Here is a 16,767-nt window from a genome sequence, read left to right on the forward strand (position 1 = left end):
AAGCGAGCAGAGCGCAACGAAGCGTATGAAAGAAGGCAGTCACCCATGAGCAGCACCGAACCGCGCGGCCCCATCGACTCCTCCCGCACCCCGCGGTACGCCGGGCCCGCCACGTTCGCGCGGCTCCCGCGCCTGGACGAGGTCGGCGCCACCGACGTCGCCGTGGTCGGCGTGCCCTTCGACGCGGGTGTCTCCTACCGACCCGGTGCCCGCTTCGGCGGCAACGCGATCCGTGAGGCCTCCCGCCTGCTGCGCCCGTACAACCCCGCACAGGACGCCTCGCCCTTCGCGCTCGCCCAGGTCGCGGACGCCGGTGACATCGCCGCCAACCCGTTCGACATCCACGAGGCCGTCGAGACCATCCAGGCCGCCGCCGACGACCTGCTCGGCACCGGCGCCCGCCTGATGACCCTCGGCGGCGACCACACCATCTCGCTGCCCCTGCTGCGTGCCATGGCCCGCAAGCACGGTCCGGTCGCGCTGCTCCACTTCGACGCCCACCTCGACACCTGGGACACCTACTTCGGGGCCGAGTACACCCACGGCACCCCGTTCCGCCGGGCCGTCGAGGAGGGCGTCCTCGACACCTCCGCGCTCTCCCACGTCGGCACCCGCGGCCCGCTGTACGGCAAGCAGGACCTCACCGACGACGAGAAGATGGGCTTCGGCATCGTCACCTCCGCCGACGTCTACCGGCGCGGCGCCGACGAGGTCGCCCAGCAACTGCGCGAGCGCATCGGCGACCGCCCGCTGTACATCTCCATCGACATCGACGTCCTCGACCCGGCCCACGCCCCCGGCACGGGCACCCCCGAGGCCGGCGGCATCACCTCCCGTGAGCTGCTGGAGATCCTGCGCGGCCTGGCCTCCTGCCACCTGATCTCCGCCGACGTCGTCGAGGTCGCCCCTGCCTACGACCACGCCGAGATCACCAGCGTCGCGGCCTCCCACACCGCCTACGAGCTGACCACGATCATGACCCGGCAGATCGCGGCGAGCCGCGCATGAGCGAGCGGAACGGCGGAGACCTGGTCGTCGAATCCCTGGCGGCGTTGGGCGCGACGACCGTCTTCGGGCTGCCCGGGCAGCACGCCCTCGGCGCCTTCGACGCGCTGCGGCGCTCGAAGCTGGAGTACGTGGGGCTGCGCGTCGAGAACAACGCGGGCTTCGCCGCGGACGCGTACGCCAGGGTCACCGGCGGGGCCGCACCCCTGCTGGTCTCCACCGGCCCCGGCGCGCTGATGACGCTCGCCGCACTGCAGGAGTCGGCCGCCGCCTCGGCGCCGGTCGTCGCCATCGGCAGCCAGGTCCCGGTCGCCGGCCTCGGCGGTGGCCGCCACGGCTACCTGCACGAACTCGTCGACCAGAAGGCGTCGTTCCGCGACATCGTCAAGTCGGTGCACACCGTCCGCGCCGCCTCCCAGATCCCCTCGGCCCTCGCCGCCGCCTGGGAGTCGGCCCTGACCGCGCCGTACGGGCCGGTCTGGGTGGAGATCCCGCAGGACGTGCTGCTCGCCCCCGTGACCGTCCCGCCGGTCGGGGAGCTGGCCGCCGAGCCCCGGCCGCTGCACCCGCGCGCCGAGCTGATCGCCGAGGCCGCGGCGCTGCTGTCCCGCGCCGAGCGGCCGGTCGTGCTGGCCGGCGGCGGGGTGGTGCGCGCGGGGGCCGAGGCCGCGCTGCGCGCCCTCGCCGAGCGGCTCGACGCCCCCGTCGCCTGCACCTTCGGCGGCAAGGGGGCCTTCCCGTGGGAGCACCCGCTGTCGCTGCGGAGCTGGCTGGAGGACCGGCACACCACCGACTTCCTGGAGGACGCCGACGTCCTGCTGGTCGTCGGCTCCGGACTGGGCGAGCTCTCCTCGAACTACCACACCTTCCGCCCGCGCGGCAGGGTGATCCAGGTCGAGGCGGACCTCGGCAAGCTGGAGTCCAACCACCCGGCGCTCGGCATCCACGCCGACGCCCGGCTCGCCCTCGGCGCGCTCGCCTCCGCCGTCGGCGAGCGCCGCGACGCGGGTGCGCGCGAGGTGGTGGCGGCGCTGCTGGAGCGGGTCCGGGAGCGCATCGACGGCCAGGACCTCGGCCTGGAACGGCGCGTCCTCGCCGCCGTGCGGGACGCCCTCCCCGAGGACGCCCCCAGCTTCTGGGACATGACGATCCTCGCCTACTGGGCATGGTCCGCCTGGCCCGGCCCGATGCACTCCGCCCAGGGCGCCGGCGGCCTCGGCTACGGCTTCCCCGCCGCGCTCGGCGCGGCCGCCGCGGACCGCACCCGGCCCGTGCTGGCCGTCTCGGGCGACGGCGGCGCGATGTACTCGATCGCGGAGCTCGCCACGGCCAGGCAGTACGGCCTGCCCGTCACCTGGCTGATCGTCGACGACGGCGGCTACGGCATCCTGCGCGAATACATGACGGACGCCTTCGGCGAGGCCACCGGCACCGAGCTGGCCCGGCCGGACTTCGTCGCCCTCGCCGCATCCTTCGGCGTCCCGGCGGTCCGCACCAGCCCCGAGCGGCTCCGGGACGACCTCGCGGAGGCCCTCGCGGCGCCCGGCCCCTCCGTGGTCGTGCTCCCCGCCCGCTTGCGGATGTTCGCGCCGACGCACCTGGGGTGACCCGAGGGCCCGGAGGCCGGGACCCGGGCACAGGAACCCGGTCCCGGCCACAGGCGAAACGTTTCGGATCGCTTGGTCCCAGGACCTCCGCCCGGGCACTGTCGGACCTTCGCCGTAGTTTTGTTGCAGGAGGATGAAATCCGCACTCCAGGGCGTTGTGATCCTCCGGCGAGAAGGACGGGACAGGAGGACACCGGGTGGCGGCGAAGGACGACCAAGCGAAGGCCGGGAAGGCCGTGGCGGCCGAGGGCTGGCTGCGGCGGCTGATGCGTTACTGCTGGCGCTACCGGTGGAACGTGGGCCTCGCGCTCGGTTCCTCGCTCGCGGGCATGGCCGTGATGGCGCTCGTGCCGCTCGTCCCCAAGCTGATCATCGACGACGTCATCGTCAAGCACGACAAGCCGCTGGCCCCCTGGGCCGGTGTGCTGATCGGCGCCGCGATCGTGGTCTATCTCATGACGTTCCTGCGGCGCTTCTACGGCGGCAGGCTCGCCCTCGACGTGCAGCACGACCTGCGCACGGACATGTTCCACTCGCTCACCCGGCTGGACGGCGCGCGCCAGGACGAGCTCAACACCGGTCAGGTCGTCGGCCGGGCCACCAGTGACCTGCAGCTCATCCAGGGCCTGCTCTTCATGGCGCCCATGATGATCGGCAACGTCCTGCTGTTCGTCCTGTCGATCGTCGTGATGTTCGTGCTCTCGCCGCTGCTGACCGTGATCGCCCTCGCCGTCGCGCCCGCCCTGTGGTTCCTGGCCGACCGCAGCCGCAAGCGGCTCTTCCCCGCCACCTGGTACGCGCAGGGCCAGGCCGCCGCCGTCGCCGGGATCGTGGACGGCTCGGTGACCGGCGTCCGCGTCGTGAAGGGCTTCGGCCAGGAGCAGCAGGAGATGTCCAAGCTGCGCTCGGTCAGCGAGCGGCTCTTCGCCGGGCGCCTGCGCACCATCAGGCTCAACGCGCGCTACAGCCCCGCCCTGCAGGCCGTGCCCTCGCTCGGGCAGGTCGGCATGCTGGCGCTCGGTGGCTGGATGGCCGTACGGGGCCAGATCACCCTGGGCACCTTCGTCGCGTTCTCGACCTACCTCGCGCAGCTGACCGGACCGGTGCGCATGCTCACCATGATGCTCACGGTCGGCCAGCAGGCCAGGGCCGGGGTCGAGCGCGTCACCGAACTGATCGACACCCGGCCCAGCCTGGAGGAAGGCACCGGGCAGCTGCCCCGCGAGGCCGCGGCCACCGTCGAGTTCGACCACGTCAGCTTCGGCTACGACCGCACGCGCCCCGTGCTGGACGACTTCTCGCTCACCGTCGAGCCCGGCGAGACCGTCGCCGTCGTCGGGGCTTCCGGCAGCGGCAAGTCGACCGTCTCGTTGCTGCTGCCGCGCTTCTACGACGTGACGGGCGGCGCCGTCCGCGTCGGCGGCCGGGACGTGCGCGACCTCACCTTCGGCTCCCTGCGCGACGCCATAGGGCTCGTGCCGGAGGACAGCTTCCTGTTCTCCGACACCATCCGCGCCAACATCGCCTACGGCCACCCCGACGCCACCGACGAGCAGATCCTGACCGCGACCCGGCACGCCCAGGCGGACGCGTTCATCAGTGCCCTGCCCGAGGGGTACGACACCGTCGTCGGCGAGCAGGGGCTGACCCTCTCCGGCGGCCAGCGTCAGCGCGTCGCCCTGGCTCGTGCCATCCTCACCGATCCGCGGCTGCTCATCCTCGACGACGCGACCTCCGCCGTCGACGCCCGCGTCGAGGCGGAGATCCACGACGCGCTGCGCGAGGTGATGGCGGGCCGTACGACCCTGCTCATCGCCCACCGGCGGTCCACCCTCGCCCTCGCCGACCGGATCGCCGTGCTGGAGGCCGGCCGGCTGGTCGACGTGGGCACCCACGAGGAGTTGGAGGCGCGCTGCCCGCTGTACCGGCGGCTGCTCACCGACCCCGACGAGCTCGGTTCGGACGTCGTCACGCACGACCCCGCGGGCGAGGTCGTGCCCCTCACCCAGTGGCCCGGTGAGGCCGCGGCCGCGGACCCGGCCGCAGGTCCGGCCGCCGCGGCTCCCGCGCAGGGCGGTGTGACCGCGGCCCTGTGGCCGCAGGACCGCCGGCGCCGCGACGAGGACACCGGGCCGCTGCAGGCGGCGCCCTCCCCCGTCGTCGCGCGCGGCGGCCCCGGCGGCATGGCCTCGGCCATGGCCGGGATGCCCGCCACCCCCGAACTGCTCGCGCAGGTGGCAGCGCTGCCCCCGGCCCTGGACACCCCGGACGTCGACGAGGCCGGGGCGGCCTCGGTCGAGAAGGACTTCGGACTGCGCAGTCTGCTGCGCGGTTTCCGCGGCCCCCTGCTGCTGAGCCTGCTGTTCGTCGCCGTGGACGCGCTGGCCGGGCTGCTGCTGCCGGTCCTGATCCGGCACGGCATCGACTCCGGCGTGCGGCAGGCCGCGCTCGGCGCCGTCTGGACCGCCTCACTGCTCGGTGTCGCCGTCGTCGCCGCGCAGTGGATCGCGCAGTGGGGTTCCACGCGCCTGACCGGCCGCACGGGAGAGCGAGTGCTCTACACGCTCCGGGTGAAGATCTTCTCCCACCTGCACCGGCTCGGGCTCGACTACTACGAGCGCGAGCTGAGTGGCCGCATCATGACCCGGATGACCACCGACGTCGACGCGCTGTCGACGTTCCTGCAGACCGGTCTGGTCACCGCGCTGGTCAGCGTGCTCACCTTCCTCGGCATCCTGGTCGCGCTGCTGGTGATCGACGTCCAGCTGGCGCTGATCGTCTTCGCCACCCTGCCGGTGCTCTTCCTGGCCACCTGGGTCTTCCGCCGCAAGTCCGTGAAGGCCTACGAGCTGGCCCGGGAACGGGTCAGCGTCGTCAACGCCGACCTGCAGGAGCATGTCGCCGGGCTCCGCGTCGTGCAGGCATTCCGCGGCGAGCGCGGGGGCGCCGAGCGCTTCGCCGACCGCAGCGACGCCTACCGGCAGGCGCGCGTGCGCGGCCAGTGGCTGATCTCGGTCTACTTCCCCTTCGTGCAGCTGCTGTCCAGCGTCGCCGCCGCCCTGGTGCTGATCGTCGGCGCCCACCGGATCGGCGCGGGCACGCTCACCGCCGGCGCCCTGGTGGCGTACCTGCTCTACATCGACTTGTTCTTCTCGCCCGTGCAGCAGCTCTCGCAGGTCTTCGACGGCTACCAGCAGGCGTCGGTGTCCCTGGGCCGCATCCGCGAGCTGCTGCGGACTCCGACCGCGACGCCGCCCGCCGAGTCCCCGCGCGAGGTCGGCAGGCTGCGCGGCGAGATCGCCTTCCGCGACGTGCGCTTCCGCTACACCGAGGAGGGCGCCGAGGCGCTGTCCGGGATCGACCTGCGGATCCCCGCGGGGCAGACGGTGGCCTTCGTCGGCGAGACGGGAGCGGGCAAGTCGACCCTGGTCAAGATGGTCGCCCGGTTCTACGACCCCACCTCGGGCGCCGTCCTGGTCGACGGCCAGGACATCCGCGAGCTCGACCTGACCGCCTACCGGCAGCGGCTCGGCGTCGTCCCGCAGGAGGCGTACCTCTTCGAGGGGACGGTCCGCGACGCCATCGCCTACGGGCGGATGGACGCCACCGACGCCGAGGTGGAGGCCGCGGCCCGCGCCGTCGGCGCCCACGACATGATCGCCACGCTGGACGGCGGCTACCTGCACCCGGTCTCCGAGCGCGGCCGCAACCTCTCCGCCGGACAGCGGCAGTTGATCGCCCTGGCCCGCGCCGAACTGGTCGACCCCGACATCCTGCTGCTCGACGAGGCGACGGCCGCCCTGGACCTGGCCACCGAGGCGCTGGTCAACCAGGCCGCCGACCGGCTCGCCGTACGCCGCACCACCCTGGTCGTCGCCCACCGGCTGACCACCGCCGCCCGCGCGGACCGGGTCGTCGTCCTCGACCGCGGCCGGGTCGTCGAGGACGGCACGCACGAGCAACTCCTCGCCGCCGACGGCCGGTACGCCGATCTGTGGCGCACCTTCATCGGAGAGGACGAGAGCAGCGAGGCCGTCGCCTGAGGCGGCCGCCCCCGCGCGCCCGTGGCCCGGACCCGGTGGTCCGGGCCGCGGCTCTTTGCCCAACGCCCCCTGGCGGCAGGCCACTTCCTCCTCATAGGTTCACGGGCGACGCCCGTCGAACCCCGAAGGAGGGGGCATGCGCAACGCGCTCAGATGGCTGCTGGCGCTGGTGTTGCTCATCGGCACCGCCGGCGGTGGAGTCGCCACCGCGACCGCTGACGAGCCGGACATCAAGGACCGCATCCTGGCGATACCCGGGATGAGCCTGATCGAGGAGAAGCCGGTCACCGGCTACCGCTTCTTCGTCCTTAACTACACGCAGCCGGTGGACCACCGGCACCCGTCCAAGGGAACGTTCCAGCAGCGGATCACCGTGCTGCACAAGGGGACCGGCCGGCCCACCGTCTTCTACACCTCCGGCTACGGCCTGTCCACGACCCCCTCCCGCCGTGAGCCGACGCAGATCGTCGACGGCAACCAGGTCTCCATGGAGTACCGCTTCTTCACCCCGTCCCGCCCGGCCCCCGCCGACTGGTCGAAGCTCGACATCTGGCAGGCCGCCAGTGACCAGCACCGCATCTTCCGGGCGCTGAGCCGGATCTACGCCGGGAACTGGCTCGCCACCGGCGCCAGCAAGGGCGGCATGACGGCCACGTACTACCGCCGCTTCTACCCGCGCGACATGGCCGGCACGGTCGCCTACGTCGCCCCCAACGACGTGGTGAACAACGAGGACTCCGCCTACACCCGCTTCTTCCGCACCGTCGGTACCGCCGACTGCCGGGCGCGACTCGACGCCGTGCAGCGCGAGGCCCTCGTCCGCCGGGACGAGATCGTCGCCCGCTACCAGAAGTACGCCTCCGACAACGGCCTGACCTTCACCACCGTCGGCAGCGCGGACAAGGCGTACGAGAACGTGGTGCTGGACCTGGTGTGGGCCTTCTGGCAGTACCACCAGCAGGCGGAGTGCGCCGACGTGCCCGCGGCGACCGCGACCACGGACGCCATCTACTCCTTCGTCGACTCCGTCTCCGGCTTCGACTTCTACACCGACCAGGGCCTGGAGTACTACACGCCGTACTACTACCAGGCGGGCACCCAGCTCGGCGCCCCGACGTTCGCCACCCCGCACCTGAAGGGTCTGCTGCGCTACCCCGGGATCTACCAGCCGCGCTCCTACGTGCCGCGCTCCATCCCGATGCGCTTCCAGCCGCACGCGATGCACGACGTCGACTCCTGGGTGCGCCACCACGCCGAGCGCATGCTCTTCGTGTACGGGACCAACGACCCGTGGGGAGCCGAGCCGTTCCGCCTCTCGCGGGGCGCGCACGACTCGTACGTGATGTGGGCGCCCGGTGCCAACCACGGCGCGGTGATCGGCGCGCTGGGCGCGGCCGACCGCGCGAAGGCCACCGCTGAGGTGCTGGAGTGGGCCGGGGTCGCCCCCGCGGCCGTGCGTGCCGACCCAGAGGCCGCTCGGCCCCTGGCGGCGTACGACGCCAGGCTCGACCGGAGCACCGAGGCCGCCGGACGCCTTCCCTTCTGATCGGGCCCCAGAGCCGGCGGCCGCTCCCACGCCCGCCGGCGCGCCGCCCACACCGACGTACAGCGCCGTCCCCGCGGGGCAGGAGCGGCGGCCGCGGGCCACCTCCATGACCCGGAACCGTGGGGCGTGCGGCCCCGAACCGTCGCAGGGCGTCTCCTTCATCTGTCCCTTCCGGGACGGGTGGACGCAGTCGCCCGCGATCGTGCGGGGCCCGCCGCCCCCGCCCGGGTCTCCCGGGTGCGGGGCCGCCGGCTCGCGCGAGGCCCGTTCTCGGCGGGATAGGTGGCGTGGCCCGTTTCCGGGAGGGGCCGCCCCGCGCGCGGCGTGCTCAGTACCGCAGGCCCCAGCCGACGGGGTAGAGCGTTTGCGCCGGGTCGTCCGCCGCCGGCACGGCCACCGGCAGCTTCCCGGTGGGCCGTACCGCGCCCGCCAGCACTCGTGCCGCCGCCCGCATCGACACGTCCGTCCAGCCGTAGGTGGCCAGCGCGGCGGCCACCCCGTCCAGCCGGGCGATGTCGTACGGGTTGCGGATCGCGATCTGTACCACCGGCACACCCGTCGCGACCAGCGCGTTCACCAGCGCGACCTGGCCCGTCGACGCCCCGGTGACGTTGTACGTGGCGACCACCACGGCGTCCTTGTCGCCCGCGGCGGCCACCGCCCGGTCGATCGTCGCCTGCCCCGGCGCGGTCCCGGTCGACAGGACCTGCGCGGTGTGCCCGAGTCCGGCCAGGGCCGCGCCGAGCACTGCGGTGGGCGGGCCTCCGGTGCCCGAGGGCGCGGCCGGGTCGGCGCCGACGACCAGCAGCCGCCGGTGGGCGGGCAGCGGCAGCGCCCCGCCGTTCGCCAGCAGAGTGACGGTGTGTTCGGTGATCCGGTCGGCCTCGGCCAGGTGGCCGGGGGTGCCGACCACCCGGTCGACGCCGCGGTGCGTGACGTACGGGTCGTCGAGCAGCCCGCGTCGCGCCTTGAGCATCAGGACCCGGGTGAGCGACTCGTCGAGGCGTTCCTCGGTGAGCTCGCCGGACTTCACGGCGGCCAGGACGCCCTGCCACGCGGTCTCCAGGACCGGCGGGTTGAGCAGCTGGTCGGCCCCGGCCTTCAGGGCGAGCACCGGGACCCGGTCGTCGCCGTACTTCTGGCGCACGCCCTCCATGCCGAGGGAGTCGGTGACGACCACGCCGTCGTAGCCGAGTTCCTCGCGGAGGATGCCGGTGAGGATCGGCCGGGAGAGCGTCGCGGGGTCGCCGGAGTCGTCGAGGGCGGGGACCAGGATGTGCGCGGTCATGATCGAGTCGATGCCGGCGGCGATCGCCGCGCGGAACGGCGGGGCGTCCAGGCGCCGCCACTCCTGCGCCGAGTGCGTGATGACCGGCAGTTCGAAGTGGCTGTCGGTGCCGGTGTCGCCGTGGCCGGGGAAGTGCTTGGCGGTGGCGGCGATCCCGGCCCGCTGGTAGCCCTCCACCTGGGCGGCGACGAGCGCGGCGACGGCCCCCGGGTCGGCGCCGAAGGATCGCACCCCGATGACGGGGTTGGCCGGGTTGACGTTCACGTCGGCGACCGGCGCGTAGTTCTGGGTGATGCCCATTGCCGCCAGCTCGGCCCCGGCGACGGCCGCGGCCCGCCGGGCGTCCCTGGTGCTGCCGCCCGCGCCGAGCGCCATCCCGCCGGGGAAGAGCGTGGCGGGGGAACCGACGCGGGCGACGGCGCCGTGCTCCTGGTCGGTGGAGATCAGCAGCGGGATCCGGGAGGCCCGCTGTATGCCGTTGGACAGGTCGGCGATCTGGTGCGGATCACGGGTGTTGTGGGCCCACGCGAAGTAGATGATGCCGCCGACGTGGTACTTGGCGATCAGCTCGGCCGCGTTGGCGACCCCGATCTCCGCCTGGTTCGCGGCCACGTCGGCCGGATCGGGGGCGGTGGCCGAATGACCGTACACGCGCATCACGAAGAGCTGGCCGATCTTCTCCTCGACGCTCATGCGGTCGATGATCGCGCGGACGCGTCTGCGGTCCGCCGCGGCCGCGTTCGCGGTGCCCGGGACGCCGAGGGCGAGGGCGGTGGAGGCGGCCGCGGTGGCACCGAGCACCGTGCGGCGGGACGGGTGAGGACGGCTGTGCATTTGACGGACTCCTTCCGGCAGGAGGAGACGGGAAGCACCTGAAAGAAACTTTCAAGCAGATACGCTTAGCCGGAAAGTAATTGTCAGTCAATGAGTCGGGCGTGCGCGGGCACGAGACGGGACGGGACCGAGAGCACCGCCACGTAGTACTGCGCCTGGATGCAGCGAATGTGCTCGTCCCCGATCGGCGCCGCCGACAGCTCCCGGCGGCCGATCGTCAGAACGGCGCCGGTGGGCCGGCAGCCCGACAGCACGAAGCCGAAGCGCCGTTCGTCGCCGCGCCGCGGCTGGCCGGCCAGCTGCTTGCGCACCGTGTCAGCGTCCCTGCGGGGCAGGTTCGCGAGGAAGGCGTCGAGCTGACGGTCCGTGGTGACCTCGGCGCTGCGGCGGCCCCTCGGCGCCTCCGAGCCGTTGAGGCTGTTGAACGCCACCGTGCGCCCCGGGGCGGGCGGATCGGCCCGCGGATTCTGCTCCTGGGTGAAGCGCGGCTCCTTCGGCATGCGGTCGCGCGGCACCTCGAAGAGGACGATCACCTGATTGGCGACCAGGCACCGGCCCATCGGGGTCTGGGCGAGGCCCAGCAGCAGCCGGCTGCCGTTCCGGAAGAGGACGGCGTCCTTCGTGCTGTTGCAGCCGGTGGTGCGGCTCCAGGCGACCAGGACCGAGCGTGAGAAGTCGGTACGGGCGGCGCGCGAGGCGATCGCGTCGGCGATCCGGGGGTCGGACTTCATGAAGTAGCCCGGGAACCGGGCCAGGTCGCGCTCGTTGTCGAGGACCGTGTGCACCGCGGGCACGCCGCGCGTGGTCTGCTCGAAGTACATGCGGCGGGTGGAGACCGCTCCGCCGGCCGGCGGGGACCCGGCGGTGGACGGGGCCGGGGCCGCCGGGGCGGAGGCCGTCGGCGTCGGAGGCGGCGTGACGACGGCGGAGGGGGCGGGGCCGCCACCGGCGTTGTCGAAGGGGGGCGCACCGGTGGCGGACTGCTGCCGGCCGCAGGCGGCGGAGAGGGTTGCCAGCGACGCAGCCAACAGCGTGACCGACACCGCTTTGCGGAGACTCAGACTCACCGGCAGCACATCGGTTGGACGGGAGCGGGACCGATACGGTTCCCTGCGCGTGGGCGACATCCGCCCATGGTCAGGCAACGACCCGGGGGTAGTGCGCCCGCAACGCCCGAACGGTCTCGGTGATCGCCGGACGTCGCGACGCCCCCGTCCGCCACAAGGCGTAAAGCCGCCGCACGGGCGCCGGTTCCAGCGGCACCACGACCACCCCGTCCGGCACCGGCCCGCGCCCCAGCCGCGGCACGAGCGCGATCCCCAGTCCGGCCGCCACCAGCGCCAACTGTGTCTGGTACTCGGCGACCTGGAACGCCAGGTCCGGCTCGGTGCCCGCCTCCCGCAGGGTCCGCACCAGCCAGTCGTGGCACACGTGCCCGGGCGGCTGGCAGATCCACCGCTGGTCGACGATGTCCTCGCGGACGAGCGCTCCGCGCGCCGCCAGCGAGTGCCCGGCCGGGACCAGCACGTCGCAGTGGTCCTCGCCGATCACCACCCGCTCCAGGCCCTCGGGCGCGGGCAGCGGGGCGATGTCCCAGTCGTGCACCACGGCCAGGTCGACGACACCGCGCGAGACCAGGTCGACCGAGAGGTGGGCGCCCTCCTCCACCAGCCGCAGTTCCAGCGACGGGTGGTCGGCCGTCAGCCCGGCCAGCACTTCCGGGAGCAGCCCGCGTGCGGCGGTCGGGAAGGCGGCCATGGTCAGCCGTCCGGTGGGCCGGCCGCGCCGCTCCTCCAGCGCCACCTCGGCCCGCTCGACGATCGCCATCAGCTCCTGCGCGGTCTCCGCCAGCAGCTGGGCGGCCTCGGTCAGCGCCACGCCGCGGCCCTGCCGCTCCAGGAGCGTCGTCCGGGTCTCCCGCTCCAGCTTCGCGATCTGCTGGGAGACGGCGGACGCGGTGTAGCCGAGGGCGGTGGCCGCGGCGCCCACCGATCCGTGCACATGCACGGCGTGCAGCGCCCGCAGCCGGGCCAGGTCCAGCATCCGTTCACCTCGTCATCCCGGGTGCGCCAATGACGCACTGTTCAGCAAAACTGAAGTTGACAGTGCAGCGATAGTCGCTGGTGCTTAAGAGTATGGTGCCCGATGCTGGAGCGATGCGACCGGTACACCTCGCCCTCGCGGTCCTCGTCGCCGCGGTCTGGGGCGTCAACTTCGTGGTCATCGAGGTCGGGCTGGGCCACTTCCCGCCACTGCTCTTCTGCGCCCTGCGCTTCCTGGTAGCCGCCGTGCCCGCGGTCTTCTTCGTGCGCCGTCCCGGCGTCGCGCTGCGCTGGATCCTCGCCGTCGGACTCGTCCTCGGCGTCGCCAAGTTCGGCCTGCTGTTCATCGGCATGAACCAGGGCATGCCCGCCGGGCTCTCCTCGCTGGTGCTCCAGGTCCAGGCGGTCTTCACCGCCCTCCTCGCGGTCGTCCTGCTGGGCGAGCGGCCCGGCCGGCTGCGGATCGCGGGCATGGGCGTCGCGTTCGCGGGAATCGGCGTCGCCGCGTACGACGAGGGCACCTCCGGGCCGCTCGGCGCGTTCGTGCTGGTCGTCGCGGCCGCCGCCTTCTGGGGGCTGTCCAACGTCCTCACCCGCCGCGCCGCCCCGCCGGACGCGCTGAGCTGGATGGTCTGGGTCAGCCTCGTCCCGCCACTGCCGCTGCTCGCCCTCTCGCTGGTCTTCGAGGGCCCCGCCGCGGACGCCGCCGCGCTGCGCGGCCTCGACTGGAGCGGCGCCGGAGCGATCGTCTACGTCGCCTGGATCACCACCGTCTTCGGCTTCGGTGCCTGGGGCTTCCTGCTGCGGACGTACGACGCCTCCACGGTGGCCCCGTTCTCCCTGCTGGTCCCGGTGTTCGGCATGACGTCGGCGGCCCTGTTGCTGGACGAGGGAGTCGGCCCGCTGCGCTGGACGGCCGCCGTGCTGCTGGTGGGGGGCGTCGCCGTGACGTCGCTGGGCTCGATCCGGCCGGGCGCCGGCCTCAGGCCGACTCGCCGAGCAGCCGCAGCAGATGTGAACGTCCCCGCGACAGCAGTTCCGGCAGCGCCCGCACCTGCGGGTACCAGCGCTTCTCGTACTCCCAGCACAGCCAGCCGTCCCAGCCCGCGCGGCTGAGCAACTCCACCGTGCCGGCCAGCGGCAGTGCCCCGTGCCCGAGCGGCAGCGGGGTGGTGTCCTGCGCGGAGGAGACGTCCTTGACCTGCACATAGCCCAGGTAGGGCGCGAGTACCGGGTAGGTGTGCTCGGGCTGTTCGCCGCCCAGCCAGGGGTGCAGCACGTCCCACAACGCGCCCACGTGGTGATGACCCACCAGCCCCAGGATCCGTGCGACGTCCGCGCCGGTCCGGTGCGAGTCGTGGGTCTCCACCAGCACCCGCACGCCCGCGTCCGCCGCCTGCGGGGCCACCGCTGCCAGCCGGCGGGCCGCCCGGGTGTCGGCGGCGTCGCCGTCGTCGTCACCGGCGCCGGGGAACACCCGTACGTAGGAGGCGCCGAGGTCGGCGGCGAGGCGCACGTGGTCGCGCAGCCCGCGCAGCGCGGGGGCGTCCTCACCGGGCGCGGCCACCTGCACGTAGGAGGCGACCGCCAGAACCGCGACTCCGGAGCCGCGGAACTCCCGGGCCACGTCGGCACGCTGCCGTTCCGTCAGGCCGCTGTGCACCGGCTCCTCGTGGCCCGCCCGCAGCTCCACGCCGTGGTAACCGTGCTCCGCGGCAAGCCGGACCACGTCCGGCACGGGGAGCCCCGGCACGCCGAGGGTCGAGAACGCGAGCTTCACTTCTCGGACGTTACAGCACCAGTCGCCAATCCTGCCCGACGAGATCGCGGCCGAAACTATGGTGCGGCTTCTCCCCGACGAGCTCGAAACCGGCCGCCTCGTAGATCCGCCGGGCGGAGACCAGCACGTCGTTGGTCCACAGCACCAGCTCGTGGTGGCCGGCCGCGCGCGCGTGCCCGACGCAGGCCTGCACCAGCCGCCGGCCGATGCCGTGGCCCCGGGCGGCCGGCTCCACCAGCAGCAGGCGCAGCCGTGCCGTGCCGGGCGCCTCGTCGCGGACGCAGAAGACGCAGCCGGCGCGCTCGCCGTCCAGTTCGGCGATCCACGCCCGCTCGTGGCCGGCGGCGACGATCCGGGCGACGAGGGTCTCGTACTCGGCGTTCCAGCCGTACTCCTCGGCGTAGACCTCGGCGTTGCGCTGGACCACCCAGCCGAGGTCCCCTGGGCGCGGCTCGCGCAGCCGGACCCGCGGCACGCGCGGGGCCCTGCGCGCGGCCGGCCCACCGAGGACGTCGCGGACCGTACGCATGGCCTGCGTCAGGCGTTCGCGCTCGCGCGGGGCGAGCCCGCCGACCATGGACGCGACCGCCTCCCGCGACCGGTCCTCCAGGAGCCGGGCCGCCTCTTTGCCTTCGGGTGTCGGCTCCACGCGCTGCCGCCGGGCGTCCCGCGGCGAGGGCGCGCGGGTCACCAGTCCCCGGTCCTCGAAGGCTGCCAGCAGCCGGCTGAGCTGCCCGGCGTCCACGGACAGGGTCGTGCGCAGGTCGGCGGCGTCCAGCCCACCGTCGGCGGCGTGGGCGAGCTCGTAGAGGACGCGGGCCTCGGTGAGGGTGTACGGGGTGTGCAGATGGCGGCTGTAGTCGAGCGCGCCGATCAGGTTGGTGTAGAAGCGGTTGAACGCCCGGATCTCCTGGACGGTCATGGGCGGCCCCCTCGAAATTCTTTGACTGCGTCAAAGGTATCCCCGCCGGGGCGGTTCCGCACGGGCACCGGTGCGCCTGGCGCGCCTCCCGCCGTTCCGCCGTTCCGCCGTTTCGCGCGTTCCTACGCGCCGCTTCGCGGTGCCGCCGTCGAGGCCCGCACCATCAGCTCCGTCCGTACGGTTGCGAGCCCGCCGGGAGGCGGCGTCTGACGCCCCATGACCAGCCGCCCGGCGCGGGCGCCCGCCCCCTGCAGCGGTATGCGCACCGTCGTGAGCGCGGGCACGGCGTCCACGCTGAAGGGCAGGTCGTCGAAGCCGGCGACCGATACGTCCTCGGGGATGCGCAGTCCGCGCTCGCGCAGCGCGGCGCAGACGCCGAGTGCCACCGTGTCGTTGGCGGCGACGACCGCGGTGATCCCCGGCTCGCGGCGCAGCAGCTCCAGTGCCGCGTCGTACCCGGAGGAGCGGTCGTAGTAGCCGTGCACGGTGAGGCGTTCGAGCTCGGCGGAGGAGCCCGCGAGCCCCGCCTCGGCCAGGGCGGCGCGGTGGCCCTCCAGGCGGTGCCGGGTGGTGCTGCGCCCCTCGGGGCCCGCGACGTAGCCGATGGTGCGGTGGCCGAGGGCCAGCAGGTGCTCGGTGAGGCGTTGCGCGCCGCCCCGGTTGTCGAAGGCGACGGTCATCACGGCGTCCGCGGCGGGGCCGGCCAGGCCGACGAGTTCCGGTACGGGCGGGCGGCCGCACAGCACGATCCGGGTGCCCGAGGCGGCGAGCCGGGCGAGGCGGCCGGCGACGGCGGCGCTGTGCCCGGTGCCCTCCACGGCGCCCCCGGTGAGCACCACGCCCGCGGCGCGCTGCCGCTCCAGCAGGGTCAGGTAGTTGAGCTCGGCCTCGGGGGAACCCCCGGTGTTGCAGACCACAGCGAGCTTCCCGGCGCCCGCGGGCGCACCGGACGGTTGCTCGGCGCCGCCGCTGATCTCGCTCTGCACGGCGCTGGCGATGAGCCCGAAGAAGGGGTCGGCGACGTCGTTGACCAGGACCCCGACCAGGTCGGAGGTGGCGGCGGCCAGGGCGCGGGCGTGCCCGTTCACGACGTAGTCGAGGTCGTCGACGGCCCGCAGGACCCGCTCGCGCGTACTGCCCGCGACCGGGTAGTTGCCGTTCAGGACACGCGAGACGGTCGCGGCCGACACTCCGGCGCGCGCCGCCACGTCGGCGAGGGTCACTGCCATCTCGTCTGTTTCCTCCGGGTCGGTCCTCCCCGGGCCCTCCGCCCGTAGCGGCACATGTTCTCACCTCGGGGGCCGCCGGGGGAGCGGAGTCGCGCAGTACCTTTCCGGGGGCCTTCCGCCGCTCTGGGGTCATTCTGCGAGAAAGGGCTTTCTGTCGTCATTTCAAGGGTCGCGAGGTGCCGTCGGCGCCGACGGGCGGACCCGCTTGTGAACCTTGCTCCCACCCTGCCGTCGCCGGCGTCGCCGGCAGCGGTTCCGCCGGGCCCGCCTGCCCGTGCTGGAGACCCCCCGGAGGTGCGGTCAACGGCTGTGCCGACTCGGCCGCGTGCGACGCGGGAGGCGAACCGGCGCCGGAAGGCGGACGGCCGCGCACGAGGCACCGGCCCGGCTCACGGCCGCCCGCACCTCGTCCCACTCGCCCCGCGGGAGGCAGGGCGTTCCGCGTCACCCCGCTCCCCGAGGCCGCGCTCC

Annotated in this window: 10 protein-coding genes and 1 pseudogene; 5 read left to right on the forward strand and 6 right to left on the reverse strand. The window is 73.7% G+C overall.

Annotated elements, in window-relative coordinates:
• Window positions 1–45 precede the first annotated feature (45 nt).
• The 4 genes from speB to AC3EUJ_RS05345 all read left to right on the forward strand — a co-directional run bounded on the left by speB (window position 46) and on the right by AC3EUJ_RS05345 (window position 8,201).
• Complete coding sequence (gene speB, locus AC3EUJ_RS05330; protein ID WP_431959762.1) at window positions 46–1,008, forward strand: agmatinase; 963 nt, start codon at window positions 46–48, stop codon at window positions 1,006–1,008.
• The gene (locus AC3EUJ_RS05335; protein ID WP_431959763.1) at window positions 1,005–2,612 is read left to right on the forward strand and encodes a thiamine pyrophosphate-binding protein; all 1,608 of its coding nucleotides are present in this window, start codon (window positions 1,005–1,007) and stop codon (window positions 2,610–2,612) included. Before speB ends, AC3EUJ_RS05335 begins: the two co-directional genes overlap by 4 nt.
• Window positions 2,613–2,878: 266 nt before the next feature.
• Window positions 2,879–6,655 carry an ABC transporter ATP-binding protein gene (locus tag AC3EUJ_RS05340; protein ID WP_431959836.1) on the forward strand — a complete coding sequence of 1,259 codons (3,777 nt, stop codon included), beginning with the start codon at window positions 2,879–2,881 and terminating at the stop codon, window positions 6,653–6,655.
• Between the two features lie 136 nt (window positions 6,656–6,791).
• On the forward strand, window positions 6,792–8,201 hold the full coding sequence (locus tag AC3EUJ_RS05345; RefSeq protein ID WP_431959764.1) for a S28 family serine protease: 1,410 nt from the start codon (window positions 6,792–6,794) through the stop codon (window positions 8,199–8,201).
• A gap of 328 nt (window positions 8,202–8,529) precedes the next feature.
• Here AC3EUJ_RS05345 and AC3EUJ_RS05350 read toward each other — a convergent pair whose 3' ends face one another.
• The 3 genes from AC3EUJ_RS05350 to AC3EUJ_RS05360 all read right to left on the reverse strand — a co-directional run bounded on the left by AC3EUJ_RS05350 (window position 8,530) and on the right by AC3EUJ_RS05360 (window position 12,366).
• Window positions 8,530–10,323 carry a glycoside hydrolase family 3 protein gene (locus tag AC3EUJ_RS05350; RefSeq protein WP_431959765.1) on the reverse strand — a complete coding sequence of 598 codons (1,794 nt, stop codon included), beginning with the start codon at window positions 10,321–10,323 and terminating at the stop codon, window positions 8,530–8,532.
• Window positions 10,324–10,406: 83 nt separating this feature from the next.
• The gene (locus AC3EUJ_RS05355; protein WP_431959766.1) at window positions 10,407–11,390 is read right to left on the reverse strand and encodes a hypothetical protein; all 984 of its coding nucleotides are present in this window, start codon (window positions 11,388–11,390) and stop codon (window positions 10,407–10,409) included.
• A gap of 70 nt (window positions 11,391–11,460) precedes the next feature.
• Entirely contained in the window at window positions 11,461–12,366 is a 906-nt protein-coding gene (locus tag AC3EUJ_RS05360; protein ID WP_431959767.1) for a LysR family transcriptional regulator, read from the reverse strand.
• Window positions 12,367–12,479: 113 nt separating this feature from the next.
• Here AC3EUJ_RS05360 and AC3EUJ_RS05365 point away from each other — a divergent pair, with 113 nt between their 5' ends.
• Window positions 12,480–13,481 (forward strand): EamA family transporter, encoded by a 1,002-nt coding sequence (locus tag AC3EUJ_RS05365; RefSeq protein ID WP_431959768.1) that lies wholly within the window; start codon window positions 12,480–12,482, stop codon window positions 13,479–13,481.
• Here the strand turns inward: AC3EUJ_RS05365 and AC3EUJ_RS05370 are convergent.
• The 3 genes and pseudogenes from AC3EUJ_RS05370 to AC3EUJ_RS05380 all read right to left on the reverse strand — a co-directional run.
• Window positions 13,465–14,145 (reverse strand): annotated as a pseudogene (locus AC3EUJ_RS05370) (sugar phosphate isomerase/epimerase family protein); the annotation flags it as partial. The gene AC3EUJ_RS05365 and the pseudogene AC3EUJ_RS05370 overlap by 17 nt on opposite strands.
• A gap of 10 nt (window positions 14,146–14,155) precedes the next feature.
• On the reverse strand, window positions 14,156–15,067 hold the full coding sequence (locus tag AC3EUJ_RS05375) for a bifunctional helix-turn-helix transcriptional regulator/GNAT family N-acetyltransferase (protein WP_431959769.1): 912 nt from the start codon (window positions 15,065–15,067) through the stop codon (window positions 14,156–14,158).
• Window positions 15,068–15,189: 122 nt separating this feature from the next.
• Window positions 15,190–16,296 carry a LacI family DNA-binding transcriptional regulator gene (locus AC3EUJ_RS05380; protein WP_431959770.1) on the reverse strand — a complete coding sequence of 369 codons (1,107 nt, stop codon included), beginning with the start codon at window positions 16,294–16,296 and terminating at the stop codon, window positions 15,190–15,192.
• Window positions 16,297–16,767 lie beyond the last annotated feature (471 nt).

This window comes from Actinacidiphila sp. bgisy160 (assembly GCF_057707815.1).

Excerpts from the sequence above, each read along its gene's own strand:
- speB (WP_431959762.1), top strand. The coding sequence starts at position 46 with ATGAGCAGCACCGAACCGCGCGGCCCCATCGACTCCTCCCGCACCCCG.
- AC3EUJ_RS05350 (WP_431959765.1), bottom strand. The coding sequence starts at position 10,323 with ATGCACAGCCGTCCTCACCCGTCCCGCCGCACGGTGCTCGGTGCCACC.
- AC3EUJ_RS05375 (WP_431959769.1), bottom strand. The coding sequence starts at position 15,067 with ATGACCGTCCAGGAGATCCGGGCGTTCAACCGCTTCTACACCAACCTG.
- AC3EUJ_RS05335 (WP_431959763.1), top strand. The coding sequence starts at position 1,005 with ATGAGCGAGCGGAACGGCGGAGACCTGGTCGTCGAATCCCTGGCGGCG.
- AC3EUJ_RS05380 (WP_431959770.1), bottom strand. The coding sequence starts at position 16,296 with ATGGCAGTGACCCTCGCCGACGTGGCGGCGCGCGCCGGAGTGTCGGCC.
- AC3EUJ_RS05340 (WP_431959836.1), top strand. The coding sequence starts at position 2,879 with ATGCGTTACTGCTGGCGCTACCGGTGGAACGTGGGCCTCGCGCTCGGT.
- AC3EUJ_RS05360 (WP_431959767.1), bottom strand. The coding sequence starts at position 12,366 with ATGCTGGACCTGGCCCGGCTGCGGGCGCTGCACGCCGTGCATGTGCAC.
- AC3EUJ_RS05365 (WP_431959768.1), top strand. The coding sequence starts at position 12,480 with ATGCGACCGGTACACCTCGCCCTCGCGGTCCTCGTCGCCGCGGTCTGG.
- AC3EUJ_RS05345 (WP_431959764.1), top strand. The coding sequence starts at position 6,792 with ATGCGCAACGCGCTCAGATGGCTGCTGGCGCTGGTGTTGCTCATCGGC.